The 22,690-nt window shown below is 51.6% G+C and carries 44 protein-coding genes and 1 tRNA gene; 40 read left to right on the top strand and 5 right to left on the bottom strand.

Translation table 11 applies throughout. The features are described from left to right. Positions 1 to 8: 8 nt before the first annotated feature. Positions 9 to 131, top strand: coding sequence for a hypothetical protein (locus KW808_RS12440; protein WP_275112125.1), 123 nt, complete (start codon positions 9 to 11; stop codon positions 129 to 131). Between the two features lie 265 nt (positions 132 to 396). On the opposite strand, the gene pepN is transcribed toward KW808_RS12440, so the two are convergent. Continuing rightward, positions 397 to 3,000: an aminopeptidase N gene (gene pepN, locus KW808_RS12435; RefSeq protein ID WP_046552197.1), complete on the bottom strand. Its 2,604-nt coding sequence runs from the start codon at positions 2,998 to 3,000 to the stop codon at positions 397 to 399. A gap of 113 nt (positions 3,001 to 3,113) precedes the next feature. Between pepN and KW808_RS12430 the strand changes: the two genes are divergently transcribed. Further along, the gene (locus tag KW808_RS12430) at positions 3,114 to 3,725 is read left to right on the top strand and encodes a mycothiol-dependent nitroreductase Rv2466c family protein (protein ID WP_040072918.1); all 612 of its coding nucleotides are present in this window, start codon (positions 3,114 to 3,116) and stop codon (positions 3,723 to 3,725) included. Here the strand turns inward: KW808_RS12430 and KW808_RS12425 are convergent. The 4 genes from KW808_RS12425 to KW808_RS12410 all read right to left on the bottom strand — a co-directional run bounded on the left by KW808_RS12425 (position 3,722) and on the right by KW808_RS12410 (position 6,532). Next, on the bottom strand, positions 3,722 to 4,963 hold the full coding sequence (locus tag KW808_RS12425; RefSeq protein ID WP_046552196.1) for a tyrosine-type recombinase/integrase: 1,242 nt from the start codon (positions 4,961 to 4,963) through the stop codon (positions 3,722 to 3,724). The two genes, KW808_RS12430 and KW808_RS12425, sit on opposite strands and share 4 nt — an antisense overlap. 117 nt (positions 4,964 to 5,080) lie before the next feature. Continuing rightward, complete coding sequence (locus tag KW808_RS12420) at positions 5,081 to 5,623, bottom strand: Ltp family lipoprotein (RefSeq protein WP_040072916.1); 543 nt, start codon at positions 5,621 to 5,623, stop codon at positions 5,081 to 5,083. A gap of 12 nt (positions 5,624 to 5,635) precedes the next feature. Continuing rightward, positions 5,636 to 6,010: an ImmA/IrrE family metallo-endopeptidase gene (locus KW808_RS12415; RefSeq protein ID WP_046552195.1), complete on the bottom strand. Its 375-nt coding sequence runs from the start codon at positions 6,008 to 6,010 to the stop codon at positions 5,636 to 5,638. A gap of 9 nt (positions 6,011 to 6,019) precedes the next feature. Further along, entirely contained in the window at positions 6,020 to 6,532 is a 513-nt protein-coding gene (locus tag KW808_RS12410; RefSeq protein ID WP_196296747.1) for a helix-turn-helix domain-containing protein, read from the bottom strand. Between the two features lie 169 nt (positions 6,533 to 6,701). Here KW808_RS12410 and KW808_RS12405 point away from each other — a divergent pair, with 169 nt between their 5' ends. From KW808_RS12405 to KW808_RS12220, 38 genes are all read left to right on the top strand, one after another. After that, positions 6,702 to 6,947: a hypothetical protein gene (locus KW808_RS12405; protein WP_040072914.1), complete on the top strand. Its 246-nt coding sequence runs from the start codon at positions 6,702 to 6,704 to the stop codon at positions 6,945 to 6,947. A gap of 32 nt (positions 6,948 to 6,979) precedes the next feature. Beyond that, a complete protein-coding gene (locus KW808_RS12400) occupies positions 6,980 to 7,225 on the top strand; it encodes a hypothetical protein (protein ID WP_040072913.1) in 246 nt (81 codons plus the stop codon). Positions 7,226 to 7,494: 269 nt separating this feature from the next. After that, positions 7,495 to 7,743 (top strand): hypothetical protein, encoded by a 249-nt coding sequence (locus tag KW808_RS12395; RefSeq protein ID WP_040072911.1) that lies wholly within the window; start codon positions 7,495 to 7,497, stop codon positions 7,741 to 7,743. Positions 7,744 to 7,759: 16 nt separating this feature from the next. After that, positions 7,760 to 8,701 (top strand): ParB N-terminal domain-containing protein, encoded by a 942-nt coding sequence (locus KW808_RS12390; RefSeq protein WP_040072910.1) that lies wholly within the window; start codon positions 7,760 to 7,762, stop codon positions 8,699 to 8,701. Continuing rightward, positions 8,685 to 9,209, top strand: a complete 525-nt coding sequence (locus KW808_RS12385; RefSeq protein ID WP_040072909.1) for a hypothetical protein — start codon at positions 8,685 to 8,687, stop codon at positions 9,207 to 9,209. The genes KW808_RS12390 and KW808_RS12385 overlap by 17 nt, the downstream gene beginning before the upstream one ends. Positions 9,210 to 9,240: 31 nt before the next feature. Further along, positions 9,241 to 9,312 (top strand) — tRNA-Lys (locus KW808_RS12380). A 167-nt stretch (positions 9,313 to 9,479) separates the two neighbouring features. Continuing rightward, positions 9,480 to 9,620 (top strand): hypothetical protein, encoded by a 141-nt coding sequence (locus tag KW808_RS12375; protein WP_155392850.1) that lies wholly within the window; start codon positions 9,480 to 9,482, stop codon positions 9,618 to 9,620. Next, a complete protein-coding gene (locus KW808_RS12370) occupies positions 9,617 to 9,817 on the top strand; it encodes a hypothetical protein (RefSeq protein WP_040072908.1) in 201 nt (66 codons plus the stop codon). The genes KW808_RS12375 and KW808_RS12370 overlap by 4 nt, the downstream gene beginning before the upstream one ends. Continuing rightward, a complete protein-coding gene (locus tag KW808_RS12365; RefSeq protein WP_040072907.1) occupies positions 9,810 to 9,989 on the top strand; it encodes a helix-turn-helix domain-containing protein in 180 nt (59 codons plus the stop codon). The genes KW808_RS12370 and KW808_RS12365 overlap by 8 nt, the downstream gene beginning before the upstream one ends. Before the next feature lie 23 nt (positions 9,990 to 10,012). Continuing rightward, positions 10,013 to 10,372 (top strand): YfdP family phage-associated protein, encoded by a 360-nt coding sequence (locus tag KW808_RS12360; RefSeq protein WP_044394326.1) that lies wholly within the window; start codon positions 10,013 to 10,015, stop codon positions 10,370 to 10,372. 17 nt (positions 10,373 to 10,389) lie between these two features. Beyond that, entirely contained in the window at positions 10,390 to 11,259 is an 870-nt protein-coding gene (locus tag KW808_RS12355; RefSeq protein ID WP_040072906.1) for a DUF2303 family protein, read from the top strand. Positions 11,260 to 11,418: 159 nt separating this feature from the next. Next, complete coding sequence (locus KW808_RS12350) at positions 11,419 to 11,796, top strand: hypothetical protein (RefSeq protein ID WP_040072904.1); 378 nt, start codon at positions 11,419 to 11,421, stop codon at positions 11,794 to 11,796. Further along, on the top strand, positions 11,793 to 12,164 hold the full coding sequence (locus KW808_RS12345) for a hypothetical protein (RefSeq protein ID WP_003859121.1): 372 nt from the start codon (positions 11,793 to 11,795) through the stop codon (positions 12,162 to 12,164). Before KW808_RS12350 ends, KW808_RS12345 begins: the two co-directional genes overlap by 4 nt. Then, on the top strand, positions 12,115 to 12,570 hold the full coding sequence (locus KW808_RS12340; RefSeq protein WP_144290605.1) for a hypothetical protein: 456 nt from the start codon (positions 12,115 to 12,117) through the stop codon (positions 12,568 to 12,570). Before KW808_RS12345 ends, KW808_RS12340 begins: the two co-directional genes overlap by 50 nt. A gap of 138 nt (positions 12,571 to 12,708) precedes the next feature. Next, on the top strand, positions 12,709 to 13,041 hold the full coding sequence (locus KW808_RS12335; RefSeq protein ID WP_144290604.1) for a hypothetical protein: 333 nt from the start codon (positions 12,709 to 12,711) through the stop codon (positions 13,039 to 13,041). Between the two features lie 97 nt (positions 13,042 to 13,138). Further along, positions 13,139 to 13,915 carry a helix-turn-helix domain-containing protein gene (locus KW808_RS12330; protein WP_158024324.1) on the top strand — a complete coding sequence of 259 codons (777 nt, stop codon included), beginning with the start codon at positions 13,139 to 13,141 and terminating at the stop codon, positions 13,913 to 13,915. A gap of 9 nt (positions 13,916 to 13,924) precedes the next feature. Beyond that, positions 13,925 to 14,434: a hypothetical protein gene (locus tag KW808_RS12325; protein ID WP_003859132.1), complete on the top strand. Its 510-nt coding sequence runs from the start codon at positions 13,925 to 13,927 to the stop codon at positions 14,432 to 14,434. Beyond that, a complete protein-coding gene (locus KW808_RS12320; protein ID WP_003859134.1) occupies positions 14,435 to 14,995 on the top strand; it encodes a single-stranded DNA-binding protein in 561 nt (186 codons plus the stop codon). It begins immediately after the preceding gene. Between the two features lie 9 nt (positions 14,996 to 15,004). Continuing rightward, positions 15,005 to 15,271: a hypothetical protein gene (locus KW808_RS12315; protein WP_003859136.1), complete on the top strand. Its 267-nt coding sequence runs from the start codon at positions 15,005 to 15,007 to the stop codon at positions 15,269 to 15,271. Beyond that, complete coding sequence (locus KW808_RS12310) at positions 15,268 to 15,594, top strand: hypothetical protein (RefSeq protein ID WP_003859137.1); 327 nt, start codon at positions 15,268 to 15,270, stop codon at positions 15,592 to 15,594. Before KW808_RS12315 ends, KW808_RS12310 begins: the two co-directional genes overlap by 4 nt. A gap of 60 nt (positions 15,595 to 15,654) precedes the next feature. Further along, on the top strand, positions 15,655 to 16,047 hold the full coding sequence (locus KW808_RS12305) for a hypothetical protein (RefSeq protein WP_003859139.1): 393 nt from the start codon (positions 15,655 to 15,657) through the stop codon (positions 16,045 to 16,047). Further along, the gene (locus KW808_RS12300) at positions 16,040 to 16,303 is read left to right on the top strand and encodes a glutaredoxin domain-containing protein (RefSeq protein WP_003859140.1); all 264 of its coding nucleotides are present in this window, start codon (positions 16,040 to 16,042) and stop codon (positions 16,301 to 16,303) included. The genes KW808_RS12305 and KW808_RS12300 overlap by 8 nt, the downstream gene beginning before the upstream one ends. Before the next feature lie 14 nt (positions 16,304 to 16,317). Continuing rightward, positions 16,318 to 16,776 (top strand): hypothetical protein, encoded by a 459-nt coding sequence (locus tag KW808_RS12295; RefSeq protein ID WP_230622970.1) that lies wholly within the window; start codon positions 16,318 to 16,320, stop codon positions 16,774 to 16,776. A gap of 23 nt (positions 16,777 to 16,799) precedes the next feature. Further along, complete coding sequence (locus tag KW808_RS12290) at positions 16,800 to 17,270, top strand: TRM11 family methyltransferase (RefSeq protein WP_003859143.1); 471 nt, start codon at positions 16,800 to 16,802, stop codon at positions 17,268 to 17,270. After that, positions 17,267 to 17,554: a hypothetical protein gene (locus KW808_RS12285; protein WP_003859145.1), complete on the top strand. Its 288-nt coding sequence runs from the start codon at positions 17,267 to 17,269 to the stop codon at positions 17,552 to 17,554. Before KW808_RS12290 ends, KW808_RS12285 begins: the two co-directional genes overlap by 4 nt. Continuing rightward, on the top strand, positions 17,547 to 18,065 hold the full coding sequence (locus tag KW808_RS12280; protein ID WP_003859147.1) for a DUF1281 family ferredoxin-like fold protein: 519 nt from the start codon (positions 17,547 to 17,549) through the stop codon (positions 18,063 to 18,065). The genes KW808_RS12285 and KW808_RS12280 overlap by 8 nt, the downstream gene beginning before the upstream one ends. Continuing rightward, entirely contained in the window at positions 18,062 to 18,361 is a 300-nt protein-coding gene (locus KW808_RS12275; RefSeq protein ID WP_003859149.1) for a hypothetical protein, read from the top strand. Before KW808_RS12280 ends, KW808_RS12275 begins: the two co-directional genes overlap by 4 nt. Continuing rightward, a complete protein-coding gene (locus KW808_RS12270; RefSeq protein ID WP_003859151.1) occupies positions 18,361 to 19,071 on the top strand; it encodes a hypothetical protein in 711 nt (236 codons plus the stop codon). The genes KW808_RS12275 and KW808_RS12270 overlap by 1 nt, the downstream gene beginning before the upstream one ends. After that, a complete protein-coding gene (locus KW808_RS12265; RefSeq protein WP_003859153.1) occupies positions 19,058 to 19,411 on the top strand; it encodes a DUF4406 domain-containing protein in 354 nt (117 codons plus the stop codon). Before KW808_RS12270 ends, KW808_RS12265 begins: the two co-directional genes overlap by 14 nt. Beyond that, complete coding sequence (locus KW808_RS12260) at positions 19,398 to 19,826, top strand: beta-sandwich lipoprotein (protein WP_003859155.1); 429 nt, start codon at positions 19,398 to 19,400, stop codon at positions 19,824 to 19,826. Before KW808_RS12265 ends, KW808_RS12260 begins: the two co-directional genes overlap by 14 nt. 216 nt (positions 19,827 to 20,042) lie before the next feature. Further along, positions 20,043 to 20,486: a hypothetical protein gene (locus KW808_RS12255; RefSeq protein WP_003859161.1), complete on the top strand. Its 444-nt coding sequence runs from the start codon at positions 20,043 to 20,045 to the stop codon at positions 20,484 to 20,486. Further along, positions 20,486 to 20,689: a hypothetical protein gene (locus KW808_RS12250; RefSeq protein WP_003859163.1), complete on the top strand. Its 204-nt coding sequence runs from the start codon at positions 20,486 to 20,488 to the stop codon at positions 20,687 to 20,689. Before KW808_RS12255 ends, KW808_RS12250 begins: the two co-directional genes overlap by 1 nt. Then, the gene (locus tag KW808_RS12245) at positions 20,661 to 20,924 is read left to right on the top strand and encodes a hypothetical protein (RefSeq protein ID WP_046552194.1); all 264 of its coding nucleotides are present in this window, start codon (positions 20,661 to 20,663) and stop codon (positions 20,922 to 20,924) included. Before KW808_RS12250 ends, KW808_RS12245 begins: the two co-directional genes overlap by 29 nt. Before the next feature lie 119 nt (positions 20,925 to 21,043). Next, positions 21,044 to 21,334 (top strand): hypothetical protein, encoded by a 291-nt coding sequence (locus KW808_RS12240; RefSeq protein WP_144290603.1) that lies wholly within the window; start codon positions 21,044 to 21,046, stop codon positions 21,332 to 21,334. Continuing rightward, a complete protein-coding gene (locus KW808_RS12235; RefSeq protein ID WP_003859170.1) occupies positions 21,331 to 21,507 on the top strand; it encodes a hypothetical protein in 177 nt (58 codons plus the stop codon). Before KW808_RS12240 ends, KW808_RS12235 begins: the two co-directional genes overlap by 4 nt. Next, a complete protein-coding gene (locus tag KW808_RS12230) occupies positions 21,500 to 21,880 on the top strand; it encodes a hypothetical protein (protein WP_003859172.1) in 381 nt (126 codons plus the stop codon). The genes KW808_RS12235 and KW808_RS12230 overlap by 8 nt, the downstream gene beginning before the upstream one ends. Continuing rightward, on the top strand, positions 21,877 to 22,257 hold the full coding sequence (locus tag KW808_RS12225) for a hypothetical protein (RefSeq protein WP_003859173.1): 381 nt from the start codon (positions 21,877 to 21,879) through the stop codon (positions 22,255 to 22,257). The genes KW808_RS12230 and KW808_RS12225 overlap by 4 nt, the downstream gene beginning before the upstream one ends. Next, positions 22,227 to 22,502 carry a hypothetical protein gene (locus KW808_RS12220; RefSeq protein WP_003859175.1) on the top strand — a complete coding sequence of 92 codons (276 nt, stop codon included), beginning with the start codon at positions 22,227 to 22,229 and terminating at the stop codon, positions 22,500 to 22,502. The genes KW808_RS12225 and KW808_RS12220 overlap by 31 nt, the downstream gene beginning before the upstream one ends. Positions 22,503 to 22,690 lie beyond the last annotated feature (188 nt).

Below are 22,690 nucleotides of genomic sequence, written 5' to 3'. Positions count from 1 at the left end.
TGATGCAGATGAAACCCGTGCAAATGGCACGAATGACCTTGGGCTACATCCATGACATGGCGGTGACCGATTCCGGTATGGAACTTATTGTGCGCCGCCCCGGACTGACCGTTAACCTCACGAGGTCGTGAATTCTTCTTCTCAAGTGTCGGCGCGACGTGGGAACAGTCGGCAGAGTTCGTGCACTGCTGCATGACTGATGTGGCAACGATTTTCGTGTCTTGGTGCGAACAAACCTGACCGAAGTTTGCTCCTGAACGCACAGAGTTAACTGCATCTACGGATATATTTCGTGAAAGTGCTTCATGTCTAGTTCATTGTTTTCCCAAATAAAAAATCCTGGCACGTTGCGTGCGGTGCAAACATGCCAGGATTTTGGGACTGAGAATCTTTTACTTACGCAGCATCTGCCTCACGGTTGCGCAGGGCACGGGCGGTGCGGTCGCGGGATTCGGAAACTATTCGCTTGATGCCTGCGACATGTTCGCCATCAAGGAACTCGTCGGCACGCTTGAGACCCTCCTTGGAAACGTTCCATGAAGGGAACAAACCGAGGACGATCTGCTGTGCCATTTCGCCGGAGAAGTTCGCCCAGACATCGTCGATGATTTCGAAGTACTGCTCGTTGTAGGCTTGCAGCAATTCGGAAGAACCAGTGAAGGTGAGGCCTTCAATCTTGTGGCGCAGTTCCAGGTTGGACAAGCCACTGTCCAGCACGGTGACCTCCTTGTATGCGGCAGCCTTCACAGCTTCAGTGTTCACAGCTGCTCCAGCTCGAAGTGAAGCGAGGAAGGAAGCGCTGGAGTTATCGCGGGATAGCTCGGTGGAGATTGCTTCCTCAGGTGCCTCTATGTCACCGCGAGCGATGAGTGCGGTCAGAGCCCACCAACGTAGGTCAGAATCCACGGTTAGGCCTTCGACGTTGCCGGCGAGAATGTCACGGAAGTATTCGGCGGCAGCGTCGTTGAGCGTTGCCTTGGCCAGTGCTTGGATGAATGCCAGCTGGGTGTCGGAATCTGGCTCCGCGGAGCGAGCACCTTCAAGGAAAGCGTTGGCCAGCAGGTTATTTCCGGTTGCTTCTACCCACGCTGGGTCGGCGTAGCTCTTCAGCGCAGAGGTTGCCTGCGCGAGAATGCGCTCCAGCACAGCAATTTCAGTTTCCGCAGCAGCGCCACGAGCAACTAGCGCGATGAAATCACGAGCCTTCATTTGGCCTGCACGAGTCATCTCCCACGCAGCGGACCACACCAGCGTGCGAGGCATGGGGTCGCTGAACTTATCAATATTATCAATGACGAAATTGCGTGAATCCTCATCCAGATCCAGCAGCGCATACGTCAGATCATCATCGTTGACCAGCACGAAGTCAGCCTGCTCAAGACCAACGATTTCTTCTACGCTTGTCGACGCGCCACTGCAGTCAAGTTCTACTCGTGCGTAGCGGTCGAGGGATCCGTCGACAAGCTTATAAAGACCCACCGCGATGCGGTGAGTTCGCAGCTCACCGGCACCCGGCGCGGCGCCGGTCTGGGTGACGGTGAAGGAGGTGTACTTGCCGTTGTCGGTGGTGAACTTTGCGCCGAGGGTGTTGATTCCGGTGGTCTTGAGCCACTGGTTTGCCCAGTCAGACAGGTCGCGGCCGGAGGACTGTTCGAGGGCGCCGAGCAGATCATCGAAGCTGGCGTTGCCCCATGCGTGGTTGGCAAAGTGCCTGCGTACGCCAGCCAGGAATTCCTCGCGGCCAACGTATGCCTGCAGCTGCTTGAGCACCGAGGCGCCCTTTGCGTAGGTGATGCCGTCGAAGTTCTGATCGACGGTTTCAATATCGTAGCCGTCAGAGAACACCGGGTGGGTGGAAGGCAGCTGATCCTGCTGGTAAGCCCAGGATTTCTCCACGTTGGCAAAAGTCACCCACGCGCTGTCGTATTCAGTTTCCTCAGCCTGGGAAATCACAGCCGACCAGGTAGCGAAGGATTCATTGAGCCACAGGTCATCCCACCATTGCATCGTGACTAGATCACCAAACCACATGTGAGCGAGTTCGTGGAGGATGGTTTCCGCACGACGCTCATAGCGGTAATGGGTGGCCTTGGAAGCAAAGACGTATTCATCACGAATAGTCACCGCACCTGCGTTTTCCATTGCACCGGCGTTAAATTCAGGGACGAAGATCTGATCGTACTTGCCGAATGGGTACGCCACACCAAAGTTGCGGTGGTACCAATCAAAGCCCTGCTTGGTCTCGGTGAACAGGCGCTCTGCATCAAGATTTTTAGCCAAAGAACTGCGGCAGTAGAGAGCAAGCGGAACAGTCAGCTCAGTTGGCTGATCGGCAGGTGTTTCTGCATGGTGGGTGAGCGTACCCTTCCAGACATCGCGCACCTCGTGGTAACGACCCGCGCACACCGCAATCAGGTAGGTGGAGAGGGGATAGTCCACTCGGGAAATGTGGGTATCGTAATCAGTGTGCTGAGTGGAAACCTGCTGCTCAGAGTTGGAAATGATCTTCCAACCCTTAGGAGTTTTGATGTTCAGATCATAGGTAGCCTTGAGGTCTGGCTGATCGAAACACGCGAACATACGCTTGGCATCGGCGGTCTCAAACTGGGTGTACAAATACACCTCATCGTCTGCTGGATCCACCATGCGGTGCAGGCCTTCACCGGTGCGGGAATAGGGGATAGTCGCCGTTACCCGCAAGGTGTGCGCGCCGGGAGTAAGACCCTTCAGTGCGATGCCGAACGTCTCGTCGTAGCCGTTCTTGCCAAGGGTTAGAGCCTCATCTTTGATGGACACATTGTCCAGACGAACCTCCTCAACGCTTGCTGCGCGGAGATCAATAAAGGTATCGCCAGCCTCCCTGACAGTGAAGCTGACAACGGTGGAGGAACTAAAAAACTCATCACCGTTGTTGAGATCAAGTGCAATGTCATAGTTTTCTACACTCAGTAACCTCGAACGATCCGAAGCTTCCTGCCGGGTGAGATTAGTGGACGTCAATTTAATGCTCCTTGAAATTTGAGGGGGCGCTACCCTTAGAAGGTGCGCAATGACACCACGATAGTTCGCGCCTAGTGTGGATTGCTAGAAAACTTTAAGAAAGAGGAAATAACATGGCTCAAAAAGTAACCTTCTGGTTCGATACCACCTGCCCATTCTGCTGGGTCACCTCCCGCTGGATTATGGAAGTCGAACAAGTCCGCGATATTGAAATCCAGTGGGTTCCAATGAGCCTCGCTGTCCTAAACGACGGCCGTGATCTCCCAGAGGATTACAAGGAGCGCATGAAGGCTGCATGGGGACCAGCACGCGTTTTCGCAGCTGTCGCCACCGACCATGCTGACAAGCTCGGCGACCTGTACACCGCAATGGGTACCCGCATCCACAACGACGGTCGCGGACCAATCGAAGGTTCCTTCAATGATGTCATTGCAGAGGCACTTGAAGAGGTCGGCCTAGACGCTGCACTTGGTGAAGTTGCAGACACCACCGAATGGGACGACGCACTTCGCGCATTCCACCAGACCGCAATGGACGAGGTCGGCAACGATGTCGGAACCCCAGTGGTCAAGCTCGGCGACACCGCCTTCTTCGGCCCAGTGCTCACCCGCATCCCACGCGGCGAGGAAGCAGGAGAGATCTTCGACGCTTCCTTCAAGCTCGCAAGCTATCCGCACTTCTTTGAAATCAAGAGGTCACGAACGGAAGATCCAGAGTTTAGCTAAGCCTGTGACCTGGCTCGACGCTTCTTGTCGAGCTGATCACCAGCTTCACTAGCGGTGATTTGCCCGCGCGCTGCCCGCACGTAGTCGACCGCAGAATTTGCGGCTGCCCGCGTGCGCTCATCGTGATTGCCGAAAAGGTGCGTGTAAGTATTCAAAGTCGTGGATGCGTTGGCGTGTCCAAGGGCCTCCTGGACATCGGCGACGGCGGCACCTTCGGCGATGAGGACGGATGCATAGTAGTGGCGGAAATCATGGAAAGTGATTTCCCGCATTTCTAAAACCTCAATGATGCGGGCGAGCGTGCGCCCCGTCGAGTTTCGGTCGTGGTAAATACGATCCTCGAATTTTGACTCACCCGTATATGGGAAGATCGGCTTTCCAGGGCCTACATTAAGATCCTTGATCCTTGATTCAAGAATATCTGACACGCTCTTCGGAATCGGAATGGTTCTGGGTCTCTCGGTTTTCAGCGGCCCAGTTTTTCGACCTCCGGGGAGCACCTGGCGCACGACCGATAATTGAAGCTTGAGCACATCGAGATCTTCAGGGAAGAGTGCGCCAATCTCACTGACACGCATGCCGGTGCCGAGCGCTACTTGGATCATGTGCTCAAGCCAAATCCTCGGCGGGGTAGGAGCACCAGTCTTTCTCTTCTTACCTTCGTGGGCTAGATCTAGGATCTGGGCTAATTCTTGAGGCGTTGCAAGGTCTTGCCTTGAGACCGCCATTTTTGGTGGGGCTTTAGGTGCTGAGATTCTTGGGATATGGGTGAGAATGCGGTCCTGGTGTGCACGATTCAGTAGGCCGGCAACTTGTCCGGTCATGACTGCGACGGTCGATGAGGACATCGGCTTTCCGTCTTTCCATGGGCGTCCCTCTAAAAGCGTTCTATTCCAGGCGCTGATATCGCCTGGAATAATTTTATTGAGTGGGATGCCACCGAGCTTCCCAAGATTATCGACTAATGCTTTTCGATTAGCGATCGTATTAGGCTTAGTCGCTTCGTCTTTCCACTCTTTGGCAAGATCAAGCAAAGTGGTGGCCTCGTCCTCTGGGCTGACCCACTCGCCGCGGCGTAGTGATCGCTCTTTTTCACCAACCCACGCTTTTGCTTCTTTTTCGGTATGGAAAGTTTTGGAATATTCTTTCCCCGAGTGGTCTCGGTAGCGCCCTACCCACCGAGGTTTTTGACCTCTATCTTGCGCTGAGCCCTTTTTTGGCCGTCGTTGAACACCCATTGGTACACTGGTTCCTGTCTGGATTCAGAAAATCTGGATATCTGTTTTTAATGTCTTAAGATTCCCTCTGTGCATATCGTTTGGCGACGGGCGTGCACAGGGGGAATTTTTTGTGTTTTACAGGTTATCGAGAGCGTACTGTGCCTGCTCCGGAGTGAACTTTTCGAACTGGCTGACCAGCTGATCGTAAATGGCTGCAGGAGACATGCTCATTGTCTCCTGGTAGGACTGCGCTTTCTTGAGGGCTAATTCATTCCAGTTAGCCTCCACGGTATCCACTGCGTACTGGGCGGATTCTGGCGAGAATTGGTCGAATTCGCTAGTCAGCTGGTCGTAAAGGCCATCCTTGGACATTGGCATAGTGCGGATGTAGCTTTCAGCTTTCTTTAGTGCGGAGCGGTACTCAGTAGGTACTTCATCGACGGCAGCTTCCTCTACGATTCCTGGATCTGCTCCTGCTTCTGCAGGGGCTGAGATGCTGCTCGGAGCTGCGGTTGTGTCATTGTCGTCACCACCGCCAGCTAGTGATGATCCGATGGCGATGAGGATGATGGCACCGACGCCAATTCCTCCCCACTTCATGCAGCCACCCTTCTTCTTAGGCTTCTGGGTGGGGTCCTGGTGCATAGGCTGCTGGGCTGAGTTTTGTGGGGTGGTCATTTTAAGTTCCTATCAGGTTAGGGCGCGTATGTAAATGTCGCGCCAAGTGTTCACGACGTCCGGGGTGACGCCGAGTTCGTGCGCAATCGCGCCGGGGTGAGGGCCGTGCAGGAGTTCTGCTGCCCTGTATTCATCTTTGCTTATGAGGAGGAGTGCTGCGTATTCATTGGCTCTTTTCTCTAGTCGGGTGTCCCCGTGGGTTTCGTCGCGGTAGAACGCATGCCCCAGTTCGTGGGCGAAAATTGAGCGTTTTTTCCATGGGTCGAGGCCTTTCCTGAGGAGGATGAGGCGCCGGTGGTGGAGGTACATGCCGTCCCACTCGGGGTGTAAATCATAAGTTTCTATGACGTGCACCCCGAAGAGTTCGGCGATTTTATCCAGATCCACCCCTCCTCCTTATGGTGATTCGGGTTCCGTGTATTCGATTCCATCGTCGGTATGAGCTGCTTGTGGCATCTCGTTCGCTTCGCGGATAGCGTCAGCGATCTCATCATCGCTTAGTGGTGCGACATGAGATGAATGAAGCGAAGTGACGTTTGAGAAGTTCGGGGTGATCTCGCCTTCGGTCCCCTGGAAGTATTCGACCGCTTCAATATCGAAGTTTCCGGTGGCGTCTGGGTCAACGCGATCGATCATTTCATCGTGGAGGTCTTTATTGGTGGCGTATTTAAGCGCTGCTTTCACCCCAACGCCTTTAACCTCGTGGTCCTTCAGGTGCCCAGTTTCTACAAGGCCATCGACTGGCGGGTAGTCGTATGCACGGCATAGTGCGATGACAACCTCTGGGGAGAGCGTGTGGTGGCGGGAGAGCTGGCGACTGATCGTGCTGTTGTCGAGACCAATCTTCTTCGCTGCATTTCGGCGGCTGTCGTCTCCGATTAGGTGGTCCAACCATGTTCCAATGTCCATGTGATGAATTTTATCATCACTCAATAAATAGTGCAACACCTGCATGTTTTGCGCCATTACAGCACGTGTTGACCATGTGGGTTGACAAGTTTCAGCGCTTGGTGCATGCTTACATCAGTGGTTGCAGTAAGGAAGCATTCCACGTGAGACACCTAGGAGGTGGCAGGAAATGCAGAAGATCCGTCTTCGCCAGGGTGTGATCGAAAAGATCAAGCTGGATCGAAACCTGGAATCAGATTTTCAGGTTGCCGCGATCCTCGGCGTTACGGCTGAAGAGGTCGATCGTATGCGTCACGGCGCGGCGATTAGTCCAATCATGGCTGCGCACGTCGCGGTCATTCAGGGGTCAGGCTTCAACCTGAGCCCATGGGTTGAGTACATTCCAGCCCACCCACATCAGAAGCAAGCGGCTTAATTCGCCCTTATAAGTGAAAGGAGGTCCCGGACATGCACTCCGAGACCACCAAGAAAAATCCTACCACCGCAGCACAATTGGACGCACAGATCGAAGAGCTCATGGAGTTCGCGCAGTTTGTCGGTGAATGCTTTGATTCGATCGCTTTAGATGAGGTCGGTCATCAGCGTGATCGTCTGACCAAGGAAGAGGATCGTCAGGTCATGAGTTTGCTCTTCTTCATCCCAAGGATTACTCGCCTGATCGGTGAGGCCACTAAGCGCAGGGCCGAGCTGTGAGCAGTCCGCAGAGTAATCACCTGAATGATTTGCTCAGGCAGTGCGCGGAGCTGATGGATCTCTGGCTGAAAGCGTTTCGCACACCAGATGGCCTCATCAAGCTAAGGCACACGCCTATGGAGGTCGCTCAATTCAAGGTTTTGAGTGAGTCTCTGTCCCAGGTGCAGGAGGAGCTTAGCTCCCTTGCTGGCCTGAAAGTTTAAAGAAACATCATTTTCATCCACCTGCGGTATTCACGTCCGGGGTGTCGGAGCAAAGGTAGATTTGCCATGCCAATTTCTGAGCTAATTCAGCATGCCCAAAAGTTCGCCATCGATAACGGAACGACAATTTCCCTGCCACGTGCACGAAAAGTCGCCTTAGCGATCAAAAAGAGAATGGATAAGTTCATCGTCCAGGCCGAAACGCCTGATGAGTACCGCTCAATCACACACAGTGACATCACCGGCGAGACCGCAGTGAACAACATTCTGCGCGAGCTACTCGGCTCCGACACCACAGGCCGCGCCGGGGAGTAAAAGGAAAGATCTAGAAATGAATTTAGCAATTAAAGGCAATCATCCTTATGCCGATGAATTCCCCATGGCCTCCGAAGAAGAGCTCGAAGAGCTGACAGCGTCCGTCTCGACAGTAGGGCTGATCCATCCAATTATCCTCACCCCTGATGGGCTAGTGCTCGATGGTAGGAATCGACTGGAAGCATGTAAGCGCGCCGGGGTCGAACCGACATTTGAGACTCGTGAAGGTGACGATGATGACTTTAAAGAGTTCGTCATCGGCGTGAATACCACCGGTCGTCGCGAATCCATGACAGTGCAGATCGCGGCGGCGTCGGTTGCACTTATTCTCGGTCACGAACGACGTAAGAATGGGCGATGGAAGTACGGCCAGTTGAATTCTGAAGATCTTCAGAATTCATCCATGCAAAAGGCGGTCCACCAGTCAGGAATGGTCCTGGATATCCTTGGCCCTGCGCATCTCGAAGAGGTACGCGACGGTGCAACTTCTCTCAATGCCAAGTATGAGGAAGCTCGCCGGGAGAAAGAGCGGCTTGAGAACATTGAACGCCGAAAAGTTGAAGCAGCAAAAGACGAAGCAGACCGCGAAGCTTACGCGGATCAATATTTCGAAGATCACCCTGTAGCCCAGGAATGGTTAGCTTCAAAGCCTGAAGGTGTCTTTGCAACCTCGAGGGAAGCATACGCCGCATACCAGGAATTCGACCGCGAAGCTCGAGCATTAGAAGAAGCGCGAAAACGCGAAGAGGAAGAAAAACGCCGTGTACGGCAAGACCGCATCGAAAGGATGGCACGCTACCTCGAGTCCTTTATCTCATCATTCCAAACAGGGATTGATATGGCAGATCACCCAGAGCGTGAGGAAATACTCAGTGTTCTTCCACCTCAAAAACGCGCAGACTTTCTAGACATCGAAACCAAATATCTGAAAGGAGAAAACAATGTCGAACCTTCGTGAACTCCTTAAAAAGGAACTGAGCAAATCCAGGCCTGCACGCTACTCCATGGACGATAGGAAATGGATCGACGATGTAGCTGACAAAATCGACCCCAATAAAGCCGATCTTGAAATAAAGCACGTTGTCCGCGATTACATCCGAACAATCGCGAAAGAAGTTGAAGGCAAAGCAACTAGAGCCGGCAACCAACTCATGCGCGAATTCTTCCAAGAAGAAGCACTGCCCTTCAACTGGCAACAAATGGTCAACGAACCAATCGCACTTGAAAACATGTCAATCGTCGATGGACAAATCAAACTCCTTAAAGAACGAGTCCGCCTCCGAGACGCAACACCACGAGACTTCGAACTATGGGCACAAACCGAAGATCGCGCCAGACAACGAGACTACGAAGCCCGCGGCGAAGCAGTATCCGGAGCAATGCAAATTGCCCAACGCATGCGCCGAGCGGGAACCCTAACTTTCTGGCAATGGGCAGAATCACAAGAAGCAAGACCTGCAGCATGAAAAATCGCGCCGGGCATGTCCTGGCGTGTAGGCCTGTGTAGCTCAGTGGTAGAGCAACTGACTTTTAATCTGTGGGTCCCAGGTTCGAATCCTGGTGCAGGCACTTGGTGGCGTTAAAGGATGTTCCGCGTATGCATCCAAGGTGTATCCCTTTCTGGCGTTGTTCCTTAATTCTTCGCTGATGCACCTGCGCCACCGTAATCCAAAAAGATAAGCCCCTGACAGATATCAGCTGTCAGGGGCTTCGAGTTTCCTAGGGAGGAAATCATCATGACCAATGCTACTCAGCAAAGACCATCCATGAAAGTGCAGGACGGTGAGAAACGCCATCGGTGGAAGCGTGATTCAACTCCGGTGGCTTATGAGGCTTTGCAGATTGTGCGGCGAATCAAGCAGGAGAAAGCACAGTGAAGCTTTTGAAGAAGTGGACGCTTGATGAAATTTTGCAGTGCTTGATTTTCGGGAAGACCGCTGTGAAAGCAGTGGGGCATTCTGGGAATCTTCATCTCATTGCGCTGGCTAAAGATGGAATCTGGGTGAAGAAAGAATCTGATCCGGATCCAATTACGGTGCCTTTACATCAGATTTTGGGGATCGATTATGAGTGAGTCGAAAACCTACACCGTCAAAGAAGCTGCAGAAGTCCTTGGGGTGGGCGAGTCGACGCTTTATGACCAGCTCATCAAGGGGAAGCTCGACGATTTGAAACCTTTCCGCATTGGTGGTTGGAGAATCCCTCGTCGCACTGTCGACGCTAAAGCAAATGGACTAGCTGCATGAATCGAAAATACAAGGAGGAAAACATGTCAGAAAAAGAAAAGACCGAAGTCGATATGGACTTCACAAAGTTCCTGTCCGAGCTAGATAAGGGGCGCGCATCCCAGGAGCTCGGCGAGAAGCTTCTTGAAGTCATCGCTGCGGTGAAAGCAACTGGCAAATCTGGTTCTCTCACGATGACGATCAGCACTGCGTGGGATAAGAAAGCGGACATGATCCGCATTGGCACGAAGATCGCGGCGAAGGCTCCACAGCTTGATCGCGGCGAAACATTGTTCTTCGTGGGCAATGATGGCAAGCCATCTCGCGAGCATCCATCTCAGCTTGCACTTGTAAACCGAAATGCTGACATCGTCGATTTCAGCGAACCACGCCATAAGGCATAAGGAAAGAGGAAAAAGATATGTCTCACTTTAATGAAAATGAAGATACCGAAAATGGTGTCGTAATGGATCTTGCTCTGAGCATCGCGGATCGATCAGAGGAAATCATCGCAGGCTCAGAGGATAGTGTGCTGGCGCCGATCGCGGTCCACTCCACTGTCCATAAGCAGGATGAGCGCCTGGACTTCCGCACTCATGAGAAGTTCTTGGCTGATCCGATTCGTCGTCGTGGCACCACCTTTGTGAAGAGTGTCGAATCTCTGAAGCAGCTTGAGGGTATTTTGCTTGCCGGCGAAGAGGATAATGCCGCGGTGACGTTCTCCGATTTGAAGGAACGAAAGATCACCACGGTGATTAACTTCGCTAGCTGGAAGGATCACCGGATCCAGTATTCGACTGATTTCCACCCTGATTTCGCAATGTGGCTGAAGCTGAATGATCAGTTCATGAATCAGATGATGTTCGCTGAGATGCTGCAGGATCTTCGCCATACGATTGTGGAGCCTACTGCTGCGGATGTCATGCAGATCGCGCGTACTTTCACTGCGACGAAGACCGCTGAGTTTGAGTCTGGTGTCCGTGTCCAGTCTGGTGATGTGCGTTTCTCTTACGTGGAGAATACGAAGGCCAAGACCACCGGCGAGATTGAGATTCCAGAGCAGATCATTCTTCGTCTTCCGATTTTCCGTGATTCGATTGAGCCGATTCATGTGCATCTTGATTTCCGCTATGACGCGAATGAAAACGGTTTGAAGCTGGGCTACCGCATTTTGAACCTTGAGTTTTTGGTTGAGGGTGCGTGGGCTGCTTTGGTTGAGCAGGCTCAGGAAGGTTTGCAGTCTCCGGTTCTTGATGGTCCGGCTCCTGCGGCGGTGCAGGCATGGGAGTAGATCGGGGGCTTCTTGATCTGGCAATAGCGGTCGATGTTTTTAAGCCTTCTTTGGAGGATGATGTTGACTGCTATTTTCCTGCAGCGATGAAGTTCATGGTTTTTGCTTATGGCTTTGCTTTTGTTGCTTGTGGGGTTATGGCTGGGGTCTTGATTCACGATGGATGGATCTGATTATGGCAGGCCTCTCGATCCTGTCGAGGTTGAGAGGCGTATCCGTATTACTGCGGATCGTATCGAAGAGGGCGTCGGGAAGGTCAAACGCGCCAATATTTCCGCGAAAGAATCCGAGAGGCTTTACCGCTTGGAGAAAGCTCGGATCAAAGATTTTTATCGTGGACAGGGCTTGAGCCATGCAGATGCAGAAACAAAAGCAACCCTTGAGACCGCCAAGTATCTCGAAGAACGAGATCACAACCAGGCCGCGTATGAGTACGCACGTGATTATCTTTATGGCCTCAAGGACATGCTTTCTTCTTTGCAGACTCAGGCCAAGGGCTTGAATGCGGCTTATCCGATGGCTGGGAGAGGTTTATGAGCAAGAAAACAAAGCAGATACCTAAGCGCGTCGTGGCTCAGGTTGAGGCGAGGTCTGGCGGTAATTGCGAGATCCTTCTGACCGGTATTGGGTGCACTATGCGTGGCGAGCATCGTCATCATAGGAAGATTTCAGGTCGCGAACACACCATCGAAAATCTTCTTGATGTGTGTCATGTATGTCATACCTATATTCATGCTCATCCGGCACTTTCTTATGCCTCTGGCTGGCTGGTGAAAATGAATTATGAGCCTGAAAATGTGACGGTGATTCGGCGTAGCTCAGAGGTGAAATTATTCCCTGATGGGAGGTTTGAGCATGTCGGAGCTGACAGAGGATTGCTCGATTCCGAAGAAGTATTTGGCTGACTTTTTAGGACACAAGGTGTGGACACACCCTGAGCCAAAAACAGGCCTTGATTCGGAGTTTGTCGAGCTTATCGACGTATGGAAAGAGGACACCGGAGAGTCCGAGTTAGCCACGATTATGTGGTGCGATTTCGGTGATCATCTTGGTCGAGTTGTTTCGGGTCCTCATGTCTACGTCCAGGGCGTGCCTTTTCGAAAGGCACGCCCTGTTGTCATCAAAAGCCGTTTCGGTCCAGTTGATTGGTGGACGCTGCGTACGAACTTCAGGCCGCTTGAGATTATTGAGCGGCCTGTCAATTTTCTACCCAATCAACCAGAACGGGTGATCGAACCGGAACCGATCATTAAATCTATTCCTGATCCTCCGGCAGAAAGTATGGGGGATCAGTTCATTTTGCCCATTTAGGAGGATCCTGGTGGGTCATTCTTTCGAAGCGCGCGATGACTTAAAAGTGTGGCTTCAGCATAAGGGCGTCGAAAAGTTCACCGTGAAATTTCTCGACGCCCTTCTTGATTTATTCCAATCACTTGAAAAGGAGGATTCATGAGTGTCGGTACTAGAGCTTTACCTACGCCGCCGAATACGAGGCATGCCGAGGTGGTGTACTACATCGGCGCTATCGGTTTAGGAATTGTGCGCATCGGCAAGACCGTGAACTTGAGCCAGATGATGAGGAAGATTAAAGCCTTTTCACCTGGTGTGAATCCTGTGCTTTTGGCGTGGGAATACGGCGGTACCACTTTGCTGCATAAGCGTGAGGAATCATTCAATCGTGATTCACGTGTTGCGTCTGGCTGGTATGCGCTTACCCCGGAGATCAATAAATGGATTTTACATCTGGGGTCTGATCAACCGAATTTCCCTGAACAAATTTAACTGAGAGGAGGGGATTATGAGTATCAGCATCCAGGGTCAGACTGGTTGGCTGAGCATCCCTAATGGTCTAGGCAGGTCAAGGCTTCCATATTCAACGTTGGCGCTTTTGATTAATTTGCTGACACATTCGGCGGGCTTTAATGCGAGCTATTCGACGATCAAAGAGCAGACCGGCATGGCGCCAACAACGATTGCTAAGGCTTTAGACAATCTGGAAAAGCTAGGTTTGATCACGGTCAAAAAGGTTGATGGCGATGGCGGAAAATTCGCCTCGAATCACTACATTTTCCATGCGGATAATTTGTGGAAAATCGATGCGGATTTCGTTGCCGAGCGTCTTAAAAAGGATTCACCGTCTCCAAAAAGTGGAGCGGTAGAAACGGAAACCACCGCTCCAAAAAATGGAGTGGTCACCGCTCCAAAAAATGGAGCGGCACCGCTCCAAAAAATGGACACTAAGAATGATCAAGGAGAAATAACAAAGAATGACCAACCCCCTGTAGTCCCCCAAGGGGGACAGCCCCCAAAGAAAAGCAATTCTCGCGGTGAACGTCTTCCTGAAAAGTGGATGCCGGATCAGCGCGTCATCGACGCGATGAAACAAGAAAATCCTCACGTCGATCTTGAGCGAGAACATTCCAAATTTACTGATCACTGGAATGCCTCGTCTGGTGCCAATTCTCGGAAGCGAGATTGGAACGCTGCGTGGAGATTGTGGATCCGTCGGGCTGCGGAACAAACTCCGGCACGATCGCACAATGGTCGATCATCTGGATTTGGCAATGATCCTCGGCATTGGCTTGGGCAACAGCCTCAACCAACTCAGGATTTCTCCACTGGGCACACAGTCATCGATGACGAAAGTTTGTTTTAGGAGGCGACGATGAATCAGCAAGATATCCCAAATTACAACGCTGATGGGTCGATCAATTATCCCGGTGTCGCCGCCAAGGTCTTGGCGTCCTGCAAGACGATCGATAAATATTTCCCTAATCCGGAGATCAATCCGGTGACAGGGAAGACGACTGCGGACGCCTGGGCGATGATCTTCGCAAAACGTCCTGATTACCCACCGGGCCTCTGGTTCGCTGCGGTTGTGTCGTTCTACGGATCAGAGGACGCCGCAGAAGGCGCAAAGCCGGGTGTACAAGACATTGTTCGCCACGCACGCATCCAGTCCGACAAAGAGCCGTTTAAAAGCGAATTACGGGCAATCAGGGCGCGCCGGTTGGAAGAAAGGGATCGAATGTTGGCGTTGGGTAGGGCTAAGCAGGCTGCGTTGCCGAAGCCTCCTCCGACTGTGGAGGTTGATTCGATGGTGTCTTTTTCGTCTGCGGCGAAGGAAATTATTACTCGTGCTCGTATGCAGCATGGTGAGGAAGGAAGTTTTTAAATGGCAATCGGCGATACTCCAATCACGGTGGTTGGCAATCTGGTTGCGTCTCCGGAGTTGAGGTTTACACCTTCGGGTGCCGCGGTGGCTGATTTTCGGATTGCGTCGACCCCTAAGGTTTTCAACAGGCAATCGAATCAGTGGGAGGACGGGGAACCGCTCTTCCTGAAGGTGAATGTGTGGCGGAAGCAGGCCGAGAATGTTGCGGAGTCTCTGGAAAAGGGGATGCAGGCAATTGTGGTGGGCAAGCTTCAGCAGCGTCAGTATGAAACTCGTGAGGGCGAGAAGCGAAGTAGTTATGAGATTTTGGCGGATTATGTTGGCCCGGCGTTGACTTTCGCTTATGCGAATGTGGTGAGGAATCCTCGTGAGCAGTCGACACAGTACTCAAATTCTCGTGAGGCGAATGCTGCACAGTCTGGTGGTTTCGGTAATCAAGGTCAGGGTGGGTTCAGTGGTAATCAACCGCAGGCTGCTCCAGATAATGATCCGTGGAATTCTGCACCACCAGCTGGATCTGGTGGCTTCTCAGCGCCAGACGATTCAGAACCACCGTTCTAGGGAATGATCATGGCGAATAACCCATATCTCACCCCAAAAACGAAATTCAAAGACGAGGACATCACGCAGGAAACTAAGAATGCGTGGGATCGTTTCTACTCAATCCACCAGCGCATGAAGCGATGGACTCGCCAAGAGCAGGCTGAAAAGGTCCAATCCAACATGTGGAAGTGGGAGAAGTTTAGCCAGCAAGCGTGGGCCTATGGTTGGGAAGTCCCAGATCATTTCGACGCCTATAAGCGGTTGAAGTTCAAGCATCGTAGGAACGCTCGATGACTGACCTTGTAACAGCCTCCGTATACATCGAAAACCTGCATCTTTTCATTGGGCACAGGATCTGGTCGAAACCAGAATCGATGGGACACGCCACCTACGGCTATCACCCCCTGGTCGATGTCATCACCGAAGAAACTGGTGACAGGTACTATCCGATCCGTATCAAGGCGGTCATTGAATACGAAGGCGAACACCATGAAGTCAACACCCCCCAAGCGTGCACGGTCCAAAACATCAAAAAAGACCAATGCACTTCATCCGACTACGACGGCAAGAAATGGTGGCGCTGGAACCCACCAGCACACCAACTAGCAATTTTTTAACCCGACCCACCAAACCACAACAGGTTTTGGCGCGCCGGGTTCTTTTTGGAAGGAGTTTTTGTGGATAAGGAAAAGCTTCAAAAAGCTGTTGAGTGGGCTAATCGTGTGCTCAATAGTGAAAAACATGTCCAGGGCTATTCCTCTGAATGGATGGACAAGGCCGATATCGGGGCTGTAGCTGCGGCTGAGATTGTGCTTGAAAAGCATGAGTTTGAATCTCGCGTTGTGGAGGTTCCGGTTTCCCCGTCAATGATCCGGATTTCTGTGGATGAAAAGTCATACACGATGGCAGAAGTCCAGGCGATCATCCGGGAGGTAAACCAGAAAGCTAACGCGAAGATTTACAAACCTCAACCTATGGGGCCGCCGATTGAGGCAGTGGTCATCGGAGGCAGGTATTTCACGATGGATGAGTACAAGGAAATGATGAAGGAAGGTGATTCCCGTGTCTAAGTTTTCTGCGGTTGTGTATTCGCGTCCTCGGTGCATGAAGTGTCGTGCGACGATGAAGGCACTTATTGCGATGGGTGTTCCGGTTAAAGAATTGCAGCTGGATGATTTTCCGGAGAAGCAGGAGCTCATGCGCCAGGAAGGTTGGTTGGAGTTGCCGCTTGTGGAGGTGCAGCTCCCGGACGAGTTGGTGCGGTGGGCTGGTATGTCGACAGAGAATCTGGATGCGCTGAAGTATCTTTCTAAGGCTGCGGTGTGATGGAGTTTGTTCCGTTGGGTGGTGTTCCTGATCGGGATCCTGATTTCGAGGTGGATGTTGATTTGCCGTGGTTGGATCCGCCGTTGTCGATGAATGATTCTGGTGCTTCGCGCGGAGCGATGTTTGGTCGGGCGAAGATTATCCAGGAGGTCAGGGATACCACCGTGTTTTTGATGCGCCGTCATAAGGTGCCGAAGGGTGATTTTGTGTCGGTGCAGCTGCATTTTTTGCCGAAGAATAATGTTCGGCGAGATACGGATAATTTGGTGGCCACGCTCAAGCCGATTTGCGATGCGATTGCGAAGGGGGCAAAAACGAGTCCTGGTTATGGCCTTGTTGAGGATGACACTCCGGTTTTTATGGCTAAGCCGGAGCCGATTATTTATCACCATCCTCGTGGTGCGAAACCCAGGATGTGGTTGACGTTGAAAGTTTGGATGGATGATCAAGCCCCGCAGGTTGTGGGGCTTTAAACATTTCTAGGGAGGTGCATCAGTTGAAGCCGGTTCTTGATGTGACTGCGGGGAGCCGCATGATGTGGTTTGACCGTGGTGATGATCGCGCTGTCTTCCTTGACCAGCGACAAGAGGAGCACGTTTTGTGCGATGGTAGATCATTGATTATTGATCCTGATGTTGTGGGTGATTTTCGGGATTTACCTTTCCCTGATGCAAGTTTCCGGCATGTGGTTTTTAATCCTCCACATTTGGAGCGACTAGGCCCAAAAGCGTGGACTCGCGCAAAATACGGCGCGCTACTTTCCTCGTGGCGGGATGATTTGGCGGCTGGTTTTTCTGAGTGCTTTCGGGTGCTGAAACCAAACGGGACGCTGATTTTTAAATGGAATGAAGATCAAATTCCGGTGTCGGAGGTTCTGTCTTTGACCTCGCATAAGCCGATGTATGGGCATCGGAGTGGTCGAGCTAGTAAGACACATTGGATTGCTTTTTTGAAGGAGGAGTTGTGAAGGATATTTTTCTACCCGATCCGGATCCTGGAACTCATTGGGAGTTTCGAAAGCAGGATTCTTTGGTGGGCCCGTATTTTGTGTTGGTGAATTCGGATGACGGTGCTGAGCTCGGGAATGTGTTGCTCGATGCTTACGTTTTTCGGTCTGGTCTGATTCGGGCGGCAAAGAAGGTAATCGAGAGGCATCGTCTGTCGATTGACCGTGATCGGGATTTGAAGGTGCTTGCGTCTAGGTATCCGTATCGGACACCTAGAAGATATAAGGAGATGGGCCGTGGCTAATGACACGAAGAACATTGTTCGAGCATCGCAGCCGGTGCTCGATTTTTTGATGGGCGATAAAGGCCAGGTCGATTTCGCGAAGGTGATTGAGCCTGAGTACTTGGATTCGGCGGATTGTCGTCGCGATACGTGGGGGACTTCCTCGAACGCTTATGAAACTGAGCTTAAGGATGGAGATCTTCATTTCACTACTTCTTGGGCCCCTCCGACGAAGGTGATCGTCAATTTGTCAACGATGTTCCCTGATGAGGTGATCCGGTTCGCTTACGCGGATGAGCACAGCGAGGACAGTTACCTGGTGTGTGAGCTGAAGGCAGGCTGGCCTACGAAGTTTCATCATTTCCCTGAGGGGGATCCAGGTGGCTACAACCTTTGGTGCTTGATCTATGCGGGGCAGAGTGCTCGAGCTTATGAAAAAGACCTTGGGGCTGCGGATCGTGATCCGGATGATTTTCCTGATGATTTTTACGATATTTTCTCGCGGCTTAAGGCTGTAGGTGAGTGCTCGTGAGTTTTATTGATGATGTGGATCAGGGGAATTCGTTTTCTCCGTCGACGTTGAAGCCGTCGCAGAATACAGCAAACGAGAAAGACAGGTGGCTGCCAAGTGGTGTGAGGAAGCATATTCGTTCAATTGAGCCTGGTGCGGATGTTCAGCATTTGCCGCCCGTGGTTGTGAAGTATTTGAGGGATCAGGAATTGGTTCATTTTCCGAAGCGTGGGCCAAACATGGGCAGCCTTGTTTTGAATTCGGTGGGTTTGCAGGTTCGGAGTAACAACATTAAAAGATTGGAAGGGAAAGTCTAATGACCAACCAAGAAAACCCAATCGTCGCGCCGGGGATTGTGGAGCAGCTGATGAGGGCGCATCACAAGATTGTTACTGAGCTGCAGGCGGAAATTAAGACGCTGAAGTTTGATTTATCAATGGCTACTTCTGCTGGCGATTTGGCGAAAAAGGATGCTGATTCGTGGTTTGCTGCTCGTGAGGAGTATTGGGGCAGGGCGCAGTCTGCGGAAAAGGACTTGAGTGATGTTCAAGATGAGTTGGCGAAGTCGCGAAATGAGCTTGCTCATGCGAATGTGCAGGTGGAAAGAGCTGAGCGTGAGCTTGTCGACGCGAAGAAGAAGCTCTTCAAAGAGGATCAACAGGTTGAGTCTTTGCTCGAGCACATTGCCGATATGGACACCGATCTTCTGCAGCTGAAACAAGGTGTAAGAGAGGCAATGGCTGGGAGTGAGGGAAGCTATGCGTTGATGATGGAGGCGTTTAGGAAGATTCGGTTCCTGGTCGCCAGCGACAAAACGGATGTTCCGGAGGGGCCTGCCATTCCGGCGGAAAAGTTATTCCTGAATGGAAATCTAAAACTTGTAGTCGGACGTTCAGGCGCTGGAGTTGTCCTTGAAGATTCTCATGGAAGCTGCATCAAGATCACCGCCAATAAATTGAAACCGCTAGGGGAGTGTCTCCTGGCGGTTCACTATTTCAATGAGGGTGGTGGCAATGACAACGTTTAAGCCGCGGGTGTTCATTTCGGGTCCGATGACTGGTATTGAGTATTTCAATTATCCGGCTTTTCATCATGCGGCATATCAGTTGGAGGCTGAGTTTTCGATTATCAGTCCGGCGCATCGTGATAATGGTATGCCGTTGCAGCCACCCTCTGCGGGTTCGGAGAAGCCGTGGACGTATTACATGCGGGACTCGTTGCGAAAGTTGATGGAGGCGGATTGCATTTTCATGCTTCCTGGTTGGGAAACTTCGCGTGGTGCTCAGATTGAGCATCATCTTGCGGAGCTGCTTGACATCAAGGTTATTAATCCAAATATTTTAGGAGGTTCTGATGAAGATTCGTAAAACTCTTGTCGCTGCTATGGCTGCGGTGACTGCTTTGGCTCTTGTATCTTGTGGTACTCAGGCTGATCGCGCGTCCTACAACTTGAGTAGGGAAGCGGATAATTTCAATGTTCCTCGTCGTGTGGTGATGATCAATACGATCACGGATAAGCCTTTGATGGAGATCGTCGGTTACCTTTCGATCAAGTCGGATAATGCTGATGGGCAGCTTGAGATCACGGTGAAGAATGAGGATGGGTCTTTCAAGAAGCACTTCATCGGCCTGTCACCAACAATTACTTACACGCTTGAGGATTTGGCGGGTACGGATATCAGCCCCTACCGCTACCAGATCAATTACCTTCCGGAGGCGATCATTCCGATTGAGCTTGTCGACGCCTCGGATTCACCGGCGTGGGAGGGTGATGGCCGATGACTGAAAAAGTTCCGGTCGATAATGAGACGCGTCAATTCCGTGCAGGTGTTGCGGGCATCGCCATAACGATCATTTGTATATTTTTCGCGTTCGCTGGTTGTGAAGCGCATAGTCACACGAACCCTCCGGCAAGCCGGTGTCTGTACGGGACGATTCTTGTGAAGGTTGATTCCGGCTGGGGTTGCGCTCCGATTTCGGAAAGGGGGAATTATTCCCATGAGTGACATTTTTTCGCGTGCTAAAGAGATCGCCGCCAAGGAGGTTATGAAGCAAGAATGGGGATCGAGTTTTGATGTTGAGGGTGATGTTTTTGAGATTTCGACTAAGCATCCTTGGATGAATGTTCCTCTTTTGCTGGCGGAGACCTTTACACAAGTTTTTGCGGATACTTTGGTCGAGTTCCCGAAGGTGGTCCAGGCGCTATCCGAAGAGGTTTATGTCTATGGCGTCCAGGTGCTTGCTTCTGATGGTGAGTGGCGTGTGGCGTCGACTGTGGTGTGTTTAGCTCAGGATCCGCTTGATGGGAAGTGGTTCCCCACTGCAGATGAGGCAATCAAGTTCCAGGAGGAGATTGAGTTGAAGTGTGCGACTCGGGTGTGTCGTCGACGTGTGTCGCCGATTGAAGAGTTTGTTCCCGGCGCGCAGGAGGAGGGTGTTTGATGAGGTTTCTTAAAGGTCTTTTTGTTGGTGTTGAGTGGCGTGCGATTTTCTGGTCGGTGCTGATTGGTTTCACGATTCAGCGGGCGTTTGATTATCCGGTGTTTATTGCGCTGTCGGTGTTGTGTGCTTATTTCGCAGTGAGAGGGATTGTGCAGGCTGAGATGGAGAAGATTGATGTTGAGATCAGATTCCGGGAATCGTGAGAATGTTGATGTGGTGATCACGGTCAATCCGGATGAGGTGCGTGCGTGGGCTGAAAAGCATGTGCATCATATTCCGGCGGCTGTTGCTTTAATCCTTTTCCGTGGGGCTGATTTTTATGCCGGCATGGAGGAGGAGATTGATTACAGGATTGTTAATCCTGATTCGAATGGTGGCAGGTATGAGACGAAGAGGTTTCATCGATATTGCTCACCCTGGGCCGAGGATTCGGCATAACCCTTAGGGGTTAATTTTTATACCCGATCTGGTTAGGGACTGTCCCTATGCAAGTTTTTTGAAGGCGTCGACTCATTGTGGTCGGCGCCTTCTTTGGATACAAGAAAAGGAACGAAGCAATGAGTAAGCAGCGTAAGGAATATGCCTATGTAGCTAGTCGCATCGACCCAACCACCACCAAAAACCTTGGGGATTTTCATATTCGCAGAAAGCTTCCTACAAACGAATGGGGAGAAGATTGGTCGGAAACGTACCACTATGCCAGTGAAAACTATGCAGGCAGTCACGGCGTATCCAGGCGGGGGAGGGTCGTTAATCGCAGAAGCCTCATCCATATCACCCGAGGCTCCCGAATCCACAACGAGTGCATTAAAGCGGTCGAACGCCTACTAGAAGAGGAAAACCTATGACTGAGCCAGTGATGACACCACGGATTCCAGACAACTTGAGTGCTGTGGTCTGGGCGCAAAACGACGGACGTGTAGGAATCTTCATGAGACCAGAAACCAGCGACAGGCACGCGACTATGGCTTTCGCTAAAGCCATGCAGCTACTTCACAACGAAAGGGAAAACAATGAGTAATCAACGACGTGCGGTGGAAATAATTCACAAAGCGATTATCGATGCGCCACGTTATCGGGGCGTAGAAAACGATATACCCAAATACATTGCCCACGCTTTAGATGTTGCTGGCCTACTCATTCGAGAACTTCCGGAGCCACATGTCACCGATATGGGTGGTTCTGTCAGCGCAACATTCCCAGGTGCCGGATGCGTAGCACCCACTGACAAATACGGCCCGCAGTTCATCGTCATCTTCGGCGATGAAGAAGCCTCCGAGGCAACACTCGCCACGGGTGAACGACTGACCGCGATCAAACCTGAAGACCTAGACAAGCTCATTGCCTGTCTGATCACCACAAGAAACCTCATAAACAAGGAGGAAACCAAATGACAGGACCACATGGCTTCATCAACATCGGGCCAACAACATCCAGGCGATCCACCATCGACCAGCTAGTTGATGTCATCACCCACCTGGTGAAGGAAAACCAAGACCTCAAAGAAACTAACGCGACACTGATCAAACAATCAATTGTCGCGCCGGGCTCTGAAGAGCACGAATTCACCTGGCCTGAATTCCCAGAAGAGTTCGACGAAAACGGGAACCGGCAAATCCCGGACCAAGAAATGTACTACATGTTCGACCAAGCCGCCGAGATCATCCAGCGGCACCCAGTGTTCAAAAAGAACTACCGATCATCGACCGTCACTCAAGTACTCAAAGAAGAGGCTAAAAAATGGACCGCCGAGAAACCGAAAAAACAGTGAACTATGACGACCTAAGCCAACTGGAATTCCCCTTCCAAGTAATCCCAAGCACCTACGAGGAAATCGGCAACGCAAAGAAAGCACACCGACTCCTCGTGCACAACCTGGTCGACGCCATCTCCAAACTCACCATCCAACACCAAGAACTCATCATCGAAAACGCAGTACTCAAACAAGAAAACAGCATCCTCCGCGCGCAAATCAACCACCAACGAAAAATACGATGGCAGCGCGCCGGGCAGTAAAAAAGCGTAACCCCTATCAACGCGGCTGGATCCACGAATTTCTTCAACCCGTAGCACCTGATCAATGTGTGTGCTTGGGATGTGACCAGCCGCGTTTTCATGCCTCCCTGGTGGGGCACTGCGAACAACACGACCACCAGATCAGGAATGTGCAGCGGAAAAGAAAAGGGGAGCGCTGCATCCAATGC

This window comes from [Brevibacterium] flavum, assembly GCF_019317305.1.
Taxonomy (GTDB): Bacteria; Actinomycetota; Actinomycetes; order Mycobacteriales; family Mycobacteriaceae; genus Corynebacterium; species Corynebacterium glutamicum.
Note: the sequence above shows the minus strand (reverse complement) of the source record. Positions and strands in the feature narration are given on the sequence as shown.